The following is a 16,268-nucleotide window of genomic DNA, read 5'->3' as shown; positions in this document are numbered from 1 at the left end:
ACGCTTTACGTCCCGCGCCGTTTGGCGCGTAGGGTTGGATCGGCAACTGTAGGGTCCTCTGGCCAAGGGTGGCGCGGATATTGCCCGCGCATGTCTTTGCGCACATCGGCGTAAGAGGTTTTCCAAAAGTTCGGGATGTCTATCGTTACCTGTATCGGGCGATGGGCAGGCGAGGTCAAAACCACTTTCAGTGGCACATGGCGCGGTCCCACAGTGGGATGACGCGTGGTGCCGAACATCTCTTGAATTCGCGCTGTGATTTCAGGATGTTCGCCGGAATAATCGATAGGCAGCTTGCGCCCCATGGGACTGGTAAAGGCCCCCGGCACTTCGGTGTCAAGGCGGTTCATCTGGGACCAGTCCAACATCGCGCGCAGGGCTTCTGTGGTGTCAAAGCCGCGCAATTCGCCTTCGGTTTTGGCCCCCTTGAGATGCGGCAATAACCAGTCTTCCAGTGTGTCCAAAAGTGTTTGTTCAGACATATCTGGATAGCCGTCGCCCATGAGTGCCACGCGGGCCGCAAAGCGTCGCGCCGCAGCTGTCCAAGGCAACCCAATTTGGCGCATACCGTCCAAAGCCCCAAGGGCAATCGCCGCACTTGGGGCATCTTTCCACGGGCGATCATCCAAAGTAAGCGCGCCAAACATTTCACGCTGACGGGCCACAACGCGGCCTGCGCGTTTGTCCCAATGGCAGACATCCTGCCATGCGATTTGGCCACCATACAGGCCGCGTAATTCACTGTCGGTGAGCGCGACCGCTTGCCTGATTTTGGCCTCTCGCGGCGCGCCGTCCGTATCGGTGATCACAACCAATCGCGTGGCGGCCAGTGCATCGCCGTCATCCATCACAGCGCCTTTACCGCCTGACATAATATAGCGCGCTTGGTCGCCTTTGCGGCGCAAGCCAATGCGGTCGGGATAGGCCAAAGCGGCCATTTCGCCCAAGGACATCTCGGGGCCTGAGGGCAGACCTGCACGTAGGCGTTTTGCCTCAAGCTTGATGCGCTCCACTGTGCCACGATCCGCACGAGCATCGCGATTTGATAGGGCCGAGAGCCTTAAGGCTAAATCCACGCCGACCCCACGCAGCGGGTCGCGTTCGTTCAATATTGCAGCTAGGTTTGCAGCCCGCTGGCCTGCTTTTTGTAGCATATGTGCAAGACGGGGGTGAAGCGGGAAGGCGGCGATTTTGCGACCATGGGCGGTGATACGGTGTGTGGCATCAAGCGCGCCTAACCCGTGCAGTAATGCGCGGGCCTCGGCCAATTGGCCCTGCGGTGGCGGGGTTAAAAACGCAAGATCGGCCTCAGATGCGCCCCAAAGGGCCAGCTCCATCGCCAAGCCACTGAGGTCAGCTGCCTCGATTTCTGCGGGTGCAAACATCGGCATCGCGCCTTCTTCGCCGCGCGTCCACAACCGGTAACAGATACCCTCCGAGACACGTCCTGCACGGCCTTTGCGCTGTTCCGCTTCGGCTTTTGACGCTCGTTCGGTGACAAGGCGCGACATGCCACTTGAGGGGTCAAAGCGCGCACGCCGCGACCGCCCGCCATCCACCACGATGCGCACATCTTCGATGGTCAGTGAGGTTTCCGCGATGGAGGTCGCCAGCACGATTTTGCGCCCTGTTGTGCAAGGCGCGATGGCAGCACGCTGTGCATCAAATTTCATCGCGCCAAACAGGGGTCTGATGGCACAGTCTTTGGGGACGCGGCCTGTCAGATGCTGTTCAACCCGACGGATTTCGCCTTCACCAGGCAAAAACACCAAGGCCGATCCGTCTTGTGTGCTTACGGCTTCGATCACCAGATCAGCGAGGGCGGCCTCAAAACGGGTGGTTTTGGGCACGGGCTTGTTCAGCCAAAGGGTTTCAACCGGAAAGGCGCGACCTTCAGAGGTAACAATCGGTGCGCCGCCCAACAGATCGGCGACGGGCCCTGCATCTAAGGTGGCGGACATCACGACCAAGGCCAGATCATCGCGCAGCGCGCCGCGCACCTCGACGATCAAGGCAAGGCCCAGATCGGCATTCAAAGACCGCTCATGGAATTCATCGAAAATGACCGCGCCCACGCCTGTAAGCTCGGGGTCCGATTGTAGCATGCGTGTTAGAATGCCCTCGGTCACGACCTCAATACGTGTGTTTTTGTTGGTTTTGTTCTCTCCGCGCATGCGGTAGCCAACGGTCTGCCCCACTGGTTCGCCCAAGGTTTCCGCCATGCGTTCGGCAGCCGAGCGCGCGGCCAAGCGGCGCGGTTCTAGCATGATTATTTTGCCTGAAACCACTGGCAACAAGGCCAGCGGCACGCGCGTGGTTTTACCTGCGCCCGGTGGGGCCATCAGCACAGCTTGGCCTTGAGTTTGCACAGCTTCAACAAGCTCGGGCAAAACGGCATCAATGGGGAGTGTCGTTCGGGTCATGGCTCTTTATGCGGGATTGATTTGCGGAGGGAAAGGGGCGACATGGCGCTTGAGGTTCGCGGGATGCTTGAGCGACTTTACCAAATGCCGCAGACGGGCAGTCCTATCTGGACAGAGGGTCGTTATGCGGGGCACACTCGGCAAAATTGCGCGAGGGATGCTGGATTTCAGTATGGATATTCAAGAATTAGCGACAAATCTTGTGGCAGGGGACAGGCGTGCTTTGGCGCGGGCGATCACCTTGGTGGAAAGTGGGCGTGACGATCACCGTGTGCAGGCACTTGAACTGATGGAATTGGTACAACAGTCAAAGCGCGAGGCTTTACGTCTTGGATTGTCTGGCACGCCTGGTGTCGGCAAATCGACCTTTATCGAGAGCTTTGGTATGATGCTGGTAAAACAGGGGTTGAAGGTCGCTGTTTTGGCGGTTGATCCTTCGTCATCGCGATCTGGTGGATCCATTTTGGGTGATAAGACCCGTATGGAGCTGCTGACACGGGAAAAAAACGCCTTTATCCGGCCATCGCCATCGCAAACAGAATTGGGCGGCGTGGCGCGGCGCACGCGTGAGGCGACGTTGTTGTGCGAGGCAGCAGGCTATGACGTGGTGCTGATTGAAACCGTTGGGGTGGGGCAATCGGAAACAGTCGTGGCGCAGATGTCGGACCTGTTCTTGCTGCTGCTTGCGCCTGCGGGCGGGGACGAATTGCAGGGCGTCAAACGTGGCATCATGGAAATGGCGGATTTGATTTTGGTCAATAAGGCTGATGGTGATTTGAAAGCTGCCGCACAGCGCACCCGCGCCGACTATGCTGGCGCGTTGCATTTGTTGCGCCGGCGTCCGCAAGATCCTGATGGGTTTCCCAAAGCGGCGACCGTGTCTGCCATTGAAGAGGCGGGTTTGACCGAGGCTTGGGATGATATGCAAAATCTTGTGGATTGGCGCAAAGCGCAAGGCCATTACGCCCAGACCCGCGCGGATCAAGCGCAATATTGGTTTGTGCAAGACATCCGCAATGGGCTGTTGGGGCAGCTGGACCGCGAGCCTTTGAAATCAGCGATCCAAGGCTATGCGGCGCAGGTGTCCAAGGGGGAAATCTCTGCCAGCTTTGCCGCGCAAACGGTGTTGAACGCGTTGAAAGGTTTACCAGCAAAGGACATGTCGCGTGAACGGCATACCTGACTGGCGTTGAGATTTTATGGCTGGAAACTTGCCTTGGTGCTTGATCTCAACGCCATTCAATCAGGATTTATTCGATAACGGCACGGCACAAAACGGTGTTGTCTGTTTCCAAGTCAGGCCCCCAGATCAACTGTGCGTTTGCATCCCAAGTGACGCGGTCATAGCCGTCTTTGGGGCTGACATCTCTTTCGGACCACTCCGTTGCACCTTGCCAGTCTGAAGCGTCAAAATCGGTTGTGTTCCAGCCTGTAGGGGCGTCTGTGATATCAAAGGCGCATGCACCTGATCCGGCCACAGGATTGGCTTCGGATTCGCAGGACTTTTCCAACGGCGCCACATGGGTGACCAAGCATGACCAGCTGGCATCGCTCACTGAGACGATCTCGCCGCTCGCGTCTTTGATCTGGAAAATGATGCCGCCATCGCCCATTTGCTGACGCCCTGTGCCGATGTATTCTAAGCCCGAGTCGTTTTCTTTAAAGTCCTTGGCCGTGACGCCGATCACGAATGGACGTGTGGCCTCGAATGTAAATTGTTCGGCGTTGAACGAGCGCTCTGTAGTGATGGACACCGAATCTTCGGCCACCTGCGTGCCATTCACTGACATGGAAAACCAATTGTCGGCCCAAACATCGGCGCGAAAGGTCTCGGCGCTTGCACCAAATGCGGTGAGAGTGGTTAGAATCGCGGCGGCAGTCGTGATGCGTGTGAAGGTCATGAAGCGTTCCCTTTTGTCTATTCATTTTTATATACGCAGGTCGCGTGTTGTTCTGTCGCGCAAATTCGATCAATTGTGTGAAAAGATGCAGCGGGGCAGGGCTTGCGGGTCTTGACGACTCTTTCGATTCCTCCTATTCACCCAAAACTGAATTTCGGGCCCCGTTTTTTAAACAGGCCCTTGGCTATTGAAATCAGTCTTATTTGTCGGCTTTTGAACACAGGGTCTTGCACCTTTGTCGCCAAACCGTCATACGGGCGCGAATGATATAGACGACGAACAATTTCTAGGACGCGCCGCGTCTTGGTACCAAACGAGGATAAGCCCATGGCACGCCGCTGCGAATTGACTGGTAAAGGCCCAATGACTGGCAACAATGTCAGCCACGCTAAAAACCGTACACGCCGCCGTTTTCTTCCGAACCTCAACGACGTGTCGCTGATGTCGGAAGCTCTCGGTCGCACTTTTAAATTGAAAATCTCTGCAGCTGCGCTGCGCTCTGTCGATCACCGTGGTGGTTTTGACGCGTTCATGGCGAAAGCCAAAGACGAAGAGCTCTCTGCAAACGCATTGAAAATCAAAAAAGACATCGCGAAAGCTCAAGCTACCGCTTAAGCTTTTGTATCGGCCCTGTATGGGGTGTCTTGACTGATTAAAACCCCGCTGGTGCGTCCTGCGGGGTTTTCTCATATTCGGTTGTCACAAGCGTTGATTGGCTTATCGTTCAAATCGCTGCAAAATGTCGCTTTTCAATCCCGCACCTTAGGCGGTATCAAGCGGCATGCGTTTGTTAAAACCGATATTGGCCTTTGCTTTTGCCGCCGTGATCATCGCCACCTCTGGTGCGATGGCCTCTGCACGCGGCATGGCGCGCGATGCCTCTGGCGAGATGGTGTTGTGCGTGGGCACAGGTGCAGTCACGGTTTTGATGAGCGCGGATGGACAGCCATTAGGTGTTGCGCATTTTTGTCCCGATTGTGCGCTGGCCTCTTTGGCTGTGGTGGCCGCAGATGAGACTGCCTGGCTGCCCTTTATGGTCGTATCAGAGGTGCATGCCGCACCTCATATTACCGCCGCAGCGCCATTTGTGGCGCTTGGGGCGTCGGCGCGTGATCCCCCTTTTGTTTAAATATCTTCTTCATATCTAAAGATAATTTCAAATACTGGGAGGACGCAATGTCCCTTAAATCCACACTTCTGGGCGGTTTCGCTGCCACTTTGTTCGCTTTGCCTGCTTTTGCCGATATCACGATTGAAGACGCCTATGCGCGTTCATCCGGCCCCTCTGCTAAAACCGGCGCCGCGTTTTTCGTGATCAAAAACACCGGCCATGATGAGGATCGTTTGATCGGCGCAACGTCTGATATGGCCAAATTGGTCGAATTGCACACGCATATCGAAGCCGACGGCATCATGAAAATGCGCAAAGATGAAGATGGTTTCGAAGTGCCAGCTATGGGCACGCACGCGTTGGAGCGCGGCGCTGATCACGTGATGCTCATGGGGCTCAACGGACCGATGACACAAGGTGAGACATTCGACGTCACGCTGACCTTCGAGAAAGCCGGCGAGATCACCGTTACTGTCCCCGTCGATTTGGAGCGCACACCTGAGCACGGCGCGATGGATCACGGTGACATGGACCACAGCACTATGGATCACGCGAAATAGCCCGTCAAAATTTTCAAACACTATGCAGCGGCATCCCATTGGGGTGCCGTTTTGCGTTCTGATGGTGAATAGGCCTTTCGGCTCCGCGGTGTCTTTCCATCCACTGGCAGTTGATCAATCTGCGCGTACCATATCGCCGATCACTCGCGCAAAACGTCTTCCACCCAAGCGGGGACAATCTCGCTGGCTTTGCCTTGGCGTTGCTCATCAAAAGGCGCGTTCGAGGCGTCCAAGTTCAGCTCAAGTGTTTTGATCCCCAAATGCCGCGCCATTTGGCCAAAACCAGCCGCCGGATAGACCGTGCCAGAAGTGCCAATCGAGACAAACAGATCGCTGTCCTCAATCGCGTCTTGGATCACATCCATGTGGTATGGAATCTCGCCAAACCAGACAATATCGGGGCGCGTTTGCTGCTGTCCGCAAGACGGGCAGGGGTCTGTTGCTTGCATGTCGCGCGGTGCGGTCCAGCGATGTGAACAGTTTGCGCAAAGCGCATCCCTCACAGCGCCGTGCATATGGATCACCTTTTTTGCGCCGCCGCGTTCCAACAGATCGTCGACGTTTTGTGTGACCAAATACACCGGCGCGCTATGGTTTTTCTGTAGTTTTGCCAATGCTTTATGGGCCGCGTTCGGTTGGGCCTCCGCCGCTTGCCTACGCCGCTCGTTGTAAAACCTCTGCACCAGTTCGGGATCGCGTTTGAACGCTTCTGGCGTGGCCACATCTTCGACGCGGTGATCTTCCCACAGCCCATCTGTGGCGCGAAACGTCCGCAAACCGCTTTCCGCCGACAGGCCTGCGCCCGATAAAATAAAAATCGCGCTACTCACAGGTCTTCGCCTTCGCTCTGCGCTGCATCGCCCCGCAATCCCAACCAGCGAAAGGCGCGTTTCAGCTCCGCCGTGCCATCCTCTGTGTACCAGCGCCCGTGCGAAATGATCACGCGGTCTGGTGCCCAAGAAATCAACTCTTCAATCACAGCGCGGGCTTTAGCCTTGTTCTTAAACGTCATGCGCATGTCCAGCGGCGCTTTGCCGTCTGGGTCTGCATTGCCTGCAAGCTTAAACAGCAAGGCTTTGAATTTACCGACTTTATGCGGCTCAAAGTTTTCAATCAGATCGGTTAAAATCAGCGTGTTTGATAGCTCGTGGTAAAACACCACCTCGTGTAAAAACTTATGCCCATGCACCACCCTCTGGCGGATCGCGCTGGCCCAATCCCAAGGGGCCTCGTCGGTCAAAACCTCATGGGGGGGCACCTTGATGTTGTACTTTTGCGCCCGCGCTTGCACGCCGGGGGCGGCATAAACATCTGCATTGGGAAAGCGCTTTTTCCATGTGGCAAGCGACACGTAATGCAGCGGATTTGGCCCGATCAACCACCGCACGGGGGCCAACTCTTCCAGTTCGACCTGTAGTTCCGCATCAATCGCGATGGGCGAATGCACCCACAGACCGACGTTGCGCGTGCCTTTGCCGACACGAATCACGGTCATGCGGGTGGGGAAACCCACGCCATAGAATTGTACTGGGGGACCATCGGCGATCCAGATTTCGGGTCCGATCTGTTTCAGCGTGCCAAGCGGCTCGTACAGGCTGCTCACCTAGCTGCTACAATGCTGCGCTGCCGTTTCGCCGAAATTCTTGTAGCGTTTCCAAAAGGCTTCGTTGTGGCTGCCATCCGCTTGACGCAGTTCTTGGGCTTTGTGGGGGTCTTTGAAAAACTTGGCCGCTTTGCGTTGGTCCGCATTTTTCAACGTGAAATCCGCAACTTGCTGGATGCAACCGCATAAAGCTCGATTGGACGCCTTGCGATCCGACGCATTGCACGCCCGCTCAATCGCGCTGGCCGAGGCCGTCATTGGGATCATCACGGGACCTGAGACCGCGATAGATGCTGCCAGAATAAGCACTGTCTTTTTCATATCTCTGCCTTTCGCCAACACCGCTTCGTCTTATGCGAAATCTAATGTGTGGTTAACCTATAAGCGCAGTATGCCTGAAAGCTGTGGGCATTTCAATTTCCACTTCGTCGCATGGAAAAGACGACAGGCTAAGAATTGCCGATGGGGGATTTTTGCCAAGAATGCGATGCCGATTGTTTCTGCGCTCACGCGACCGCACGGGTGGGGGCGTATCACGCTCCCGCCTTGGGGCGGGCGGTCGCGTGTCGAAACAGAGTTTCGACTTAGATTATAGTTCTATGACTGGACTATCCATGGTTTGAACTGGTTTTGAGTTGGGTTTCGGGCGCGTAGCTAACTTGTCAGCAAAGCGATTTATTGACGACACAACGTCATCAATTCCACGGGTGATGGCCGCAACAGCTTTGTCCTGAATGTCGTAGTTTTGGGCCACTCCAGCCGCGATGTCTCCAACTACAGTGGATGTTGCAATGCCAGCCGCCAACGCGCAGCCCTGTAGAAACTTGCGCCCTAAATCGAGAATCTTTTGCGCAAGTCCCTTTAGCTTTACAGGATCGGGCTGACTAAGGGGATCGAGCCGCAGCTTTTCGCGTTCTTCTTTGATGTCTCGCAACGCTTCAAGAAGTTCACGTTTATATATCAGAAACTGTGCACGCACTTCTGGGTTTTCGTCAGGGCGATTGCCTTGGTGCTGGTCTTCAAAGCTTAATAGCAGAATGTCATCTTCTAACCGAGCAATCGCGGCATCCAAGTCGTGGGCCGCTTGGATGATTCCAATCTCCCGCGCCACGGCCTCTGGGCCTGCGTTCCAATGTTCATCGTCAATCAAAACAATGTCATGCCAGAGGTCCCAATCTGGGGAGCGGCCCTCAAGCAGGCCTTCGTACCAATCGATCCAAAAGGCCATAGCGGGATCGGTGGACCATTCACCCCGCAGGGTGGCCCAGTTCTCTGCGATCTTGTCTGGCCATGGTACATCTAGCCAGAGTGGACGCTCAAATAGAGCCTTGGGGGCAGACTGGTTGAGTAGCTTTGTGGCGGCATGGGTGGCGTGGGCTGCGTAGGCGGTGGAAGGAAGCGGGTAAGAGGCCATAAATGCTGGAGTGGCAGAAAAGGCGGAGGAGGCGGCAGCAGACGCTGTCGAACTGCTGGAAAAGGAAGAGGATACTGCGGAAAGGGCCGAACGGGCGGAAGGTGAAGAGTGTGCAGAGCGAGTGGCGCGGAGGGAAGACGCGGCGAAACGGCCAGCGTTTTCGACATGGGCGGTTAAGTTGATGCCCGCAACCTTCGATGTGATCGTGGTGCGTAGTAGATTCAGGTCAAGCGAAAATCCCATACGCTCCTTTGGGCGCATTGTTTCGATGATGTTAGGTAGTGCGCGTGCGGCGCAGATGCTGGCAAAGGCGGATCGTACTTCGGGGCTGACGCCTCTGGCCCATGTTTCGATTTCTTTTTCAAATTCTTTGATGTCAAATTTTTCGTCGTCTGCCACGATACTCACCACCCCAATTCACGGCCTCAATCCGCTATAATTCACGCAGCTCGGCGGAGATTGCAAGAAACCGTTCAAGCCAACATATCTAAATCATGCCAGCCCCGGCTCGGGGCTTGCCAACCGCCCCCATTTCGCCCATAGAAATCAGCTAAATCTGACGTTCCCCATTTTGCGCTAAAGGCCTGACATGACCGAGCTTAAAAACATCCGCAACTTTTCGATTGTTGCTCATATCGACCATGGTAAATCGACCTTGGCGGATCGGTTGATCCAGTCCACACATACGGTTGCCGACCGCGATATGAAATCGCAGATGTTGGACAGTATGGACATTGAACGCGAGCGGGGGATCACCATCAAGGCGAACTCTGTGCGTATCGAATACACCGCAGACGATGGTGAACTGTATATTCTCAACCTCATCGACACCCCCGGTCACGTGGATTTCGCCTACGAAGTCTCGCGTTCTATGCAGGCGGTTGAGGGGTCGTTGTTGGTCGTGGATGCCTCGCAAGGGGTTGAGGCGCAAACCTTGGCGAATGTCTATCACGCGTTGGATGCGGATCACGAAATCGTGCCTGTGCTCAACAAGGTCGATCTGCCCGCCGCAGACCCCGCCCGTGTGCGTCAAAACATCGAAGACGTGATCGGTATCGACGCCTCTGACGCGCTGGAAATTTCCGCCAAGACGGGCATCGGCATTCCGGCCGTTTTGGAAGCCATCGTTCACCGTTTGCCCGCCCCCAAAGGCGACCGTGATGCGCCGCTCAAAGCGATGCTGGTGGACAGTTGGTACGACAGCTATCTCGGCGTTGTCGTGATGATCCGCGTGATCGATGGCACGATCAAAAAGGGCGACAAGATCAAGATGATGCAAACCGGCGCGCAATATGGCGTCGATAAGCTGTCTGTCCTCAAGCCCCAAATGGTCGATATCCCCGAGCTTGGCCCCGGCGAGATCGGTATCTTTACCGCCTCGATCAAACAGGTGCGCGACACCCGAGTGGGTGATACGATCACCCATGACAAGAAACCCTGTGACGCCGCCTTGCCGGGCTTTAAACCTGCGCAGCCTGTGGTGTTCTGTGGTCTGTTCCCTGTGGATAGCGCCGAATTCGAAGACTTGCGCAATGCCATCGAAAAGCTGGCACTGAATGACGCGTCTTTCAGTTCCGAAATGGAAACCTCTGCCGCGCTTGGCTTTGGCTTTCGCTGTGGCTTCCTTGGCTTGTTGCACCTCGAAGTTATCCGCGACCGTCTAGAACGCGAATATGACATTGATCTCATCACCACAGCCCCTTCTGTGATCTATCATGTGCACATGCGTGACGGTTCTATGATCGAGCTGCACAACCCCGCTGACATGCCCGACCTTACCCATGTGGAACATATCGAGGAGCCGCGCATTAAGGCCACGATCATGGTGCCTGATGAATACTTGGGTGACGTGCTGAAACTTTGCCAAGATCGTCGTGGCGTGCAAATCGATCTGACATATGCCGGCACCCGCGCTATGGTTGTCTATGACCTCCCGCTGAATGAAGTGGTGTTCGATTTCTATGATCGTCTAAAATCCGTAACAAAAGGTTACGCCTCTTTCGATTATGTCATGACCGGCTACCAACAAGACGAGTTGGTGAAAATGTCCATTCTGGTCAACGACGAACCTGTCGATGCCCTGTCCACCATGGTCCACCGCCACCGCGCCGAAGCGCGTGGTCGTGGCATGTGTGAAAAGCTCAAAGAACTCATTCCGCGCCACATGTTCAAAATCCCTATTCAGGCTGCTATCGGCGGCAAGGTCATCGCCCGCGAAACGCTTGCGGCCCTGCGCAAAGACGTGACCGCCAAATGTTACGGTGGGGACGCGACGCGTAAGAAGAAACTGCTGGAGAAGCAGAAAAAGGGTAAGAAAAAGATGCGTCAATTTGGCCGTGTCGAGATCCCGCAGCAAGCCTTCATTAACGCCTTGAAAATGGATGATTAAGTCACGTCTTTGGGCAAAGCCCAAAACGTGACGAAAGTGCTGTGCGTGGCAGCTTATTTTCAAGGAAAAATACGCGAGAACGCACGGCGCTTTTAAAGAACCGGTGTCAACCTTTGGGTGTGCTAATGAGTAGAAAAAAGGCCGCCCGAGGGCGGCCTTTCCTTATTTTTCTTTGCGAACACCTTTGAATGGTGCCTTGCTGGATGTCTTCACATCCATAAAACGCCCTGTGCTGGTGTCTCGTTTTACGTAGTGCCCAGATGGTGTCTGCGTTTGAGAGCGCCCTTTAACTGCGCCATTACGATGTCCGTCACCGGAGGGAGGGTTGGTCGCCATTAGCTGCCACCTCCGTATTCAGACGCAGAAACGTCAGGAAAACGTTTTCCGTTTTTCACCTCGGAAACACGCCCTTGATTTATGCCACCAACTTCTGCGGCAATTTGAGCGTGATTCAAGTTTGTTGTCTCAAGCAGGTGCTTGATGTGAGCTGCGCGCTGTCTTGTTAGCGCAACGCCAAGTCGTCTTCGTGCCATTAGGGTGCTCCTATGTTGGCATTAGACCGCCGTAAGGCAATCTGAGTTCGAAGGCCGCTTGACTAATAACTCCCAATCTATAAAAGATCGGTTACCAAGATTCCGCAGCGACCCACAATAAAATGCGGTGAGCTTCGAAACTTATTAGCCGTCATGTTTGGACACATGGCGGCTTTTTCGAATCGCTCAACTAGTCATGCTGATAGAATAAGTGGCACATATGTGTAGGGTCAAGGGCTGCGAGCACAATTCTTGCTACAGTTTGCATACATATTGCGATGCTACCATCTGTTACCACTCAATATTGACTTCAGTCAATAGTATTTGTGTGTATTCCTGTGGATAACTCGTGAGGCTGATAATAAAAGCTATTGTGCGATCCACCCGATTCCCCAGCCTGACACCGTCGGCCATCGCCCGTTCAGAAGGGCTTACGCCGCCCCATCAGGGGCGACGGTCCCTTCTTCATCCCCACGGGAGGGCGCTAAAGCACCCACCCAGGGTCGCGCGCTGTCCTTGCAATACCTAATGAACCGCCCGCCAAGGTCACACATGCGCAATCCTTGACACCTGCGTATCGTGTTTGCAGTGGCAAACCCGTTCGCGGCTAAAACGCTGTCTCACAGCGTTTTACCTTTCTGCACTTTAAGTGCCAAAAGGTCGACGCTCATGCGCTAGATCAAAGCGCAGCCCTAAAATCTCTCGTATCCTCACACCGAAGCACAAAATACGTGAATATGAGGATTCCCAAATGACCCGACTCGCTGGCATTATGTTTTCGATTATCTCCACCACCCTGATGGGCGTTGGTATTATCATCGCTTTGGTCTCGGGCAATGACACTCTAAATCCCATCGTGATCGCTGCTGCTATCGGTTTCGTTGCGGCCATTCCTGTGACATGGATTGTGACTAAGAAAATCGTTGATGTGATGTGATCGGGATGGTTTCACGACCTGTATGTGATCAGCGAACCATGCCTAAACCAGCGTTGGCAGCTGTGCGAACGTGCTTGGGTCTTTTGAATGCCGCCCTACGGCCTTCAATCGCTACTGTGTAGCGTCCTGACCCAAGCCCAAAACCTCGTCCATTGCTTGTCTTGCCCCAAAGCGCGGTAGGTGTCTCTGTCGGCTTTTTGGGCTGCCAGTTGTTGTTTGATGTCGGGGTTGGTTGAGCCTGCGCGCAGACCTGTTTTTGGGTCCTCTGGACCATCCACTTCGTCGGCCACGGCATCCCAGATGCGAAACAGATCGTCAAAGCTGATCAGGGCGGCCCGTGCGCGCCCATAGCGTTTGATGATGACCTGCGCTTGGCCTGTTTCCACCTTGTCCAACAGCTCGGTCAGGCGTGGGCGAAAGTCGGTGGTTTTGACGGTGATATACTCCATAGCGAAAATACCCTTAAAAATCTTGCAAACATGTAAAGTGGTCAGGGGCAAAAGCGTTAAACTTTTGCAACCTTGCGCCTTAGTGTCGTGCAAAACGTTAAAATAATTCTCAGCAGAGCGTGCTTAGCGTGCTTGGGCCCTAATCGTCGTAACGCGACAACCAAGCGGTCAATGCTGCTTCGAATTCCCGTGGTTTTTCGGCGTGCAACCAATGTCCTGTGTCAGGTAGGGAGGCAAATTTAGCCTTTGGAAACAAGGATTTGGTCACGGCGCGGTGGTCGCGTGAGACATAAGAGCTTTCCGCGCCTGATAAAAAGAACGTGTCTTTGTCGAAAACGCTGGTGATACCGTCCGGCCATCCGACGATTTTGGGCATTTCATCTTCCAAAACCTGCAAATTCAGCAACCAGTTTTTGTCTTTAACAACAAGGCTTTGCAGCAAAAATGCTCGCACACCTGCATCGAAAATATCCACTGCCAGCATTGCATCCGCATCGGATCGCTTTTCAACCTTGGACAGATCCAAGGCCTGCATCGCATCGATCAATGGCTTATTGGTATGCTCATAAGTAACGGGTGAAATATCCGCGACAATCAAAGACTTAACCAGTTCGGGATGGGTCAAAGCCAACATCATAGTGGCTTTGCCGCCCATGGAATGGCCCAAAACATGGGTGCCATCTGATGCGCCATGTGCACGTAAAACCTCAGCCAGATCATCGGCTAAATTCGCGTAAGACATTGAATTGGCGCGAAAACTTGTGCCGTGATTGCGCATGTCGACCGAAATCACTTGGCGATCTTGCGACATGCGTTTGGCGATAACACCCCAGTTGCGCGCAGAGCCGAAAAGACCATGCACGATCAAAAGAGGCGTTTTTTCAGTGGCTTGGCCAGTTATGACGGTGTTTAACATAACAGAGTGATACAAGCTTGGCGGCGCGGCGAAAACCCCTTAAAATAGGCTTATGGAAAACAGCATCAGTCAAAAATCCGAACAGCTGGCCACGCTTATGTCAGAGCGTTTGGGCATTCATGCGGGAAGCGGGTTTGAGGCGAAATTGCGCAAAGCAGGGCGTGCGTTACCACGTTGGGCACGGCGGGATGGCAAGTTGATTGTCGAGGCTATGGCCTTGGAAACACACCCAAAATTAGCCAGAACAGTTGACGTAAAACCTGTTGACCGTGCCATTCGAAACCTTACGGGGCATTTGGAAGGTATTGATCCATTCAAACGCCGTATGGGGCGTTTTTTGGATGCTCTGGCGTTGATTGCCTTGATTGTGATTCTGATCTTTGGCGCTATCGTGGCCATTCTGGTTTGGCGTGGGCTGCTTTAAAGCGCTTGAGGCCGTTTCGCCCTTTGCTTACCCCGTAGGTTTACCACAAAAAAGAGGCCCGAAGGCCCCTTTTGATATCGTAAAATCAAAGCTTTACAGGTTTGGGTAAAGCGGGAACTTTTCTGCCAAGGCTTCGACTTTGGCGCGTACATCGGCCTCAACTTCTGCATTGCCTTCTTCGCCATTGGCCGCCAAACCGTCCACAACTTCGACGATCCAGTCCGCGATCAAGCGGAATTCAGCTTCGCCAAAGCCGCGTGTCGTGCCCGCAGGCGTACCAAGACGCACGCCAGAGGTGATCATCGGTGGTTCTGGGTCGAATGGGATACCGTTTTTATTACAGGTGATGTGAGCGCGCTCTAGGGCTGCCTCAGTGATCTTGCCGTTCACGCCTTTGGGGCGTAGATCAACCAGCAATACGTGGGTGTCTGTGCCGCCAGTGACGATATCAAGGCCACCTTTCATCAGCTGATCAGACAGCGCTTGCGCGTTGACGATAACCTGCTTGGCATATGCTTTAAATTCAGGACGCAAGGCTTCACCGAAGGCAACTGCTTTGGCTGCGATCACGTGCATCAAGGGGCCACCTTGGATGCCGGGGAAGATGGCAGAATTGACCTTTTTGGCGATCTCAACATCATTGGTCAAGATCATGCCGCCACGTGGGCCACGCAAGGTCTTGTGTGTCGTTGTGGTCGCAACATCCGCATATGGGAAAGGAGACGGATGCTGGCCGCCAGCCACGAGACCCGCAAAGTGCGCCATATCGACCATAAGGATCGCGCCAACAGAATCAGCGATCTCGCGGAATTTTTTGAAATCAACCTGACGTGGGATGGCAGAGCCGCCAGCAACGATGAGCTTTGGTTTGTGCTCATTGGCCAATTCTTGGATCTGGTCGTAATCGATGCGTTGATCTTGCATACGCACGCCGTATTGGATGGCATTGAACCATTTGCCAGATTGGTTTGGCTTGGCGCCGTGGGTCAAGTGACCACCTGCGTCCAAGGACATGCCGAGGATTGTATCGCCAGGTTGCAAGAGCGCTGTGAACACACCTTGGTTGGCTTGTGAGCCGGAATTTGGCTGCACATTCACATACTTAACGTCAAACAGCTCTTTCGCACGATCACGTGCGAGGTTTTCTGCGATGTCAACATATTGGCAACCGCCATAGTAGCGACGACCTGGGTAGCCTTCGGCATATTTGTTGGTCAGCACTGAGCCTTGAGCTTCCATGACGGCGGCAGAGACGATGTTCTCAGACGCGATCAATTCAATTTCATTGCGCTGACGGCCAAGCTCTTTTTGCATTGATCCGAACAGTTCAGGGTCGCGGGAGGACAGGCTTTCAGTGAAAAAACCGGCGTCACGTACATTGGTTGTCATGGTGTGCTCCTTGGCAGCAGGGGAGTGTTGCCGCGTGTTTAGCCAAATCGTTACACTTGGGAAACCCTCGTCGTGTGCATAATGATGATGAAAGCGCAGTTAGATGTGGAATGGAGCAAAGTTTTACGAGGTGTCGTTGCGCTTACTTGCGATAAAATTGATCTCGTTTCGAAAAATGCGTGAATTCCATGCTGTGATTTGTTACCCACAGCTGTGCCC

The 16,268-nt window shown here is 54.3% G+C and carries 16 protein-coding genes; 7 read left to right on the top strand and 9 right to left on the bottom strand.

Going from position 1 to position 16,268, the window contains the following annotated elements:
- Positions 1-5: 5 nt before the first annotated feature.
- A complete protein-coding gene (hrpB, locus tag KO503_RS07615) occupies positions 6-2,423 on the bottom strand; it encodes an ATP-dependent helicase HrpB (protein WP_215990927.1) in 2,418 nt (805 codons plus the stop codon).
- Positions 2,424-2,595: 172 nt separating this feature from the next.
- Between hrpB and meaB the strand changes: the two genes are divergently transcribed.
- Positions 2,596-3,606 carry a methylmalonyl Co-A mutase-associated GTPase MeaB gene (meaB, locus tag KO503_RS07610; RefSeq protein WP_215990976.1) on the top strand — a complete coding sequence of 337 codons (1,011 nt, stop codon included), beginning with the start codon at positions 2,596-2,598 and terminating at the stop codon, positions 3,604-3,606.
- Between the two features lie 67 nt (positions 3,607-3,673).
- Here meaB and KO503_RS07605 read toward each other — a convergent pair whose 3' ends face one another.
- On the bottom strand, positions 3,674-4,324 hold the full coding sequence (locus tag KO503_RS07605; protein ID WP_215990926.1) for a PEBP family protein: 651 nt from the start codon (positions 4,322-4,324) through the stop codon (positions 3,674-3,676).
- A 327-nt stretch (positions 4,325-4,651) separates the two neighbouring features.
- Here KO503_RS07605 and rpmB point away from each other — a divergent pair, with 327 nt between their 5' ends.
- The 3 genes from rpmB to KO503_RS07590 all read left to right on the top strand — a co-directional run bounded on the left by rpmB (position 4,652) and on the right by KO503_RS07590 (position 5,995).
- The gene (gene rpmB, locus KO503_RS07600; RefSeq protein WP_215990925.1) at positions 4,652-4,939 is read left to right on the top strand and encodes a 50S ribosomal protein L28; all 288 of its coding nucleotides are present in this window, start codon (positions 4,652-4,654) and stop codon (positions 4,937-4,939) included.
- Between the two features lie 166 nt (positions 4,940-5,105).
- Positions 5,106-5,453 carry a hypothetical protein gene (locus KO503_RS07595; RefSeq protein ID WP_215990924.1) on the top strand — a complete coding sequence of 116 codons (348 nt, stop codon included), beginning with the start codon at positions 5,106-5,108 and terminating at the stop codon, positions 5,451-5,453.
- A 47-nt stretch (positions 5,454-5,500) separates the two neighbouring features.
- On the top strand, positions 5,501-5,995 hold the full coding sequence (locus KO503_RS07590; RefSeq protein ID WP_215990923.1) for a copper chaperone PCu(A)C: 495 nt from the start codon (positions 5,501-5,503) through the stop codon (positions 5,993-5,995).
- Positions 5,996-6,135: 140 nt separating this feature from the next.
- Here KO503_RS07590 and KO503_RS07585 read toward each other — a convergent pair whose 3' ends face one another.
- The 4 genes from KO503_RS07585 to KO503_RS07570 form a co-directional block, all read right to left on the bottom strand.
- Entirely contained in the window at positions 6,136-6,825 is a 690-nt protein-coding gene (locus KO503_RS07585) for an NAD-dependent deacylase (RefSeq protein WP_215990922.1), read from the bottom strand.
- On the bottom strand, positions 6,822-7,598 hold the full coding sequence (locus KO503_RS07580; protein ID WP_215990921.1) for a DUF4336 domain-containing protein: 777 nt from the start codon (positions 7,596-7,598) through the stop codon (positions 6,822-6,824). Before KO503_RS07580 ends, KO503_RS07585 begins: the two co-directional genes overlap by 4 nt.
- Positions 7,599-7,919 carry a hypothetical protein gene (locus KO503_RS07575; protein ID WP_215990920.1) on the bottom strand — a complete coding sequence of 107 codons (321 nt, stop codon included), beginning with the start codon at positions 7,917-7,919 and terminating at the stop codon, positions 7,599-7,601.
- A 268-nt stretch (positions 7,920-8,187) separates the two neighbouring features.
- Positions 8,188-9,411 carry a hypothetical protein gene (locus KO503_RS07570; protein ID WP_215990919.1) on the bottom strand — a complete coding sequence of 408 codons (1,224 nt, stop codon included), beginning with the start codon at positions 9,409-9,411 and terminating at the stop codon, positions 8,188-8,190.
- Between the two features lie 190 nt (positions 9,412-9,601).
- Here KO503_RS07570 and lepA point away from each other — a divergent pair, with 190 nt between their 5' ends.
- Together lepA and KO503_RS07560 are read left to right on the top strand one after the other, a co-directional pair.
- Positions 9,602-11,401: a translation elongation factor 4 gene (gene lepA, locus KO503_RS07565; protein ID WP_215990918.1), complete on the top strand. Its 1,800-nt coding sequence runs from the start codon at positions 9,602-9,604 to the stop codon at positions 11,399-11,401.
- Positions 11,402-12,685: 1,284 nt separating this feature from the next.
- A complete protein-coding gene (locus KO503_RS07560; protein WP_215990917.1) occupies positions 12,686-12,871 on the top strand; it encodes a CTP synthetase in 186 nt (61 codons plus the stop codon).
- Between the two features lie 104 nt (positions 12,872-12,975).
- On the opposite strand, the gene KO503_RS07555 is transcribed toward KO503_RS07560, so the two are convergent.
- Entirely contained in the window at positions 12,976-13,320 is a 345-nt protein-coding gene (locus tag KO503_RS07555; protein WP_215990916.1) for a type II toxin-antitoxin system Phd/YefM family antitoxin, read from the bottom strand.
- A 139-nt stretch (positions 13,321-13,459) separates the two neighbouring features.
- Positions 13,460-14,236: an alpha/beta fold hydrolase gene (locus tag KO503_RS07550; RefSeq protein ID WP_215990915.1), complete on the bottom strand. Its 777-nt coding sequence runs from the start codon at positions 14,234-14,236 to the stop codon at positions 13,460-13,462.
- Between the two features lie 52 nt (positions 14,237-14,288).
- On the opposite strand from KO503_RS07550, the gene KO503_RS07545 reads away from it, so the two are divergent.
- A complete protein-coding gene (locus KO503_RS07545; protein WP_215990914.1) occupies positions 14,289-14,660 on the top strand; it encodes a hypothetical protein in 372 nt (123 codons plus the stop codon).
- 93 nt (positions 14,661-14,753) lie between these two features.
- Here KO503_RS07545 and glyA read toward each other — a convergent pair whose 3' ends face one another.
- Positions 14,754-16,049, bottom strand: a complete 1,296-nt coding sequence (glyA, locus tag KO503_RS07540; RefSeq protein WP_215990913.1) for a serine hydroxymethyltransferase — start codon at positions 16,047-16,049, stop codon at positions 14,754-14,756.
- Positions 16,050-16,268 lie beyond the last annotated feature (219 nt).

Origin of the sequence: Pacificibacter marinus (assembly GCF_018860505.1) — a bacterium.
GTDB lineage: Bacteria > Pseudomonadota > Alphaproteobacteria > Rhodobacterales > Rhodobacteraceae > Celeribacter > Celeribacter marinus_B.
Note: the sequence above shows the minus strand (reverse complement) of the source record. Positions and strands in the feature narration are given on the sequence as shown.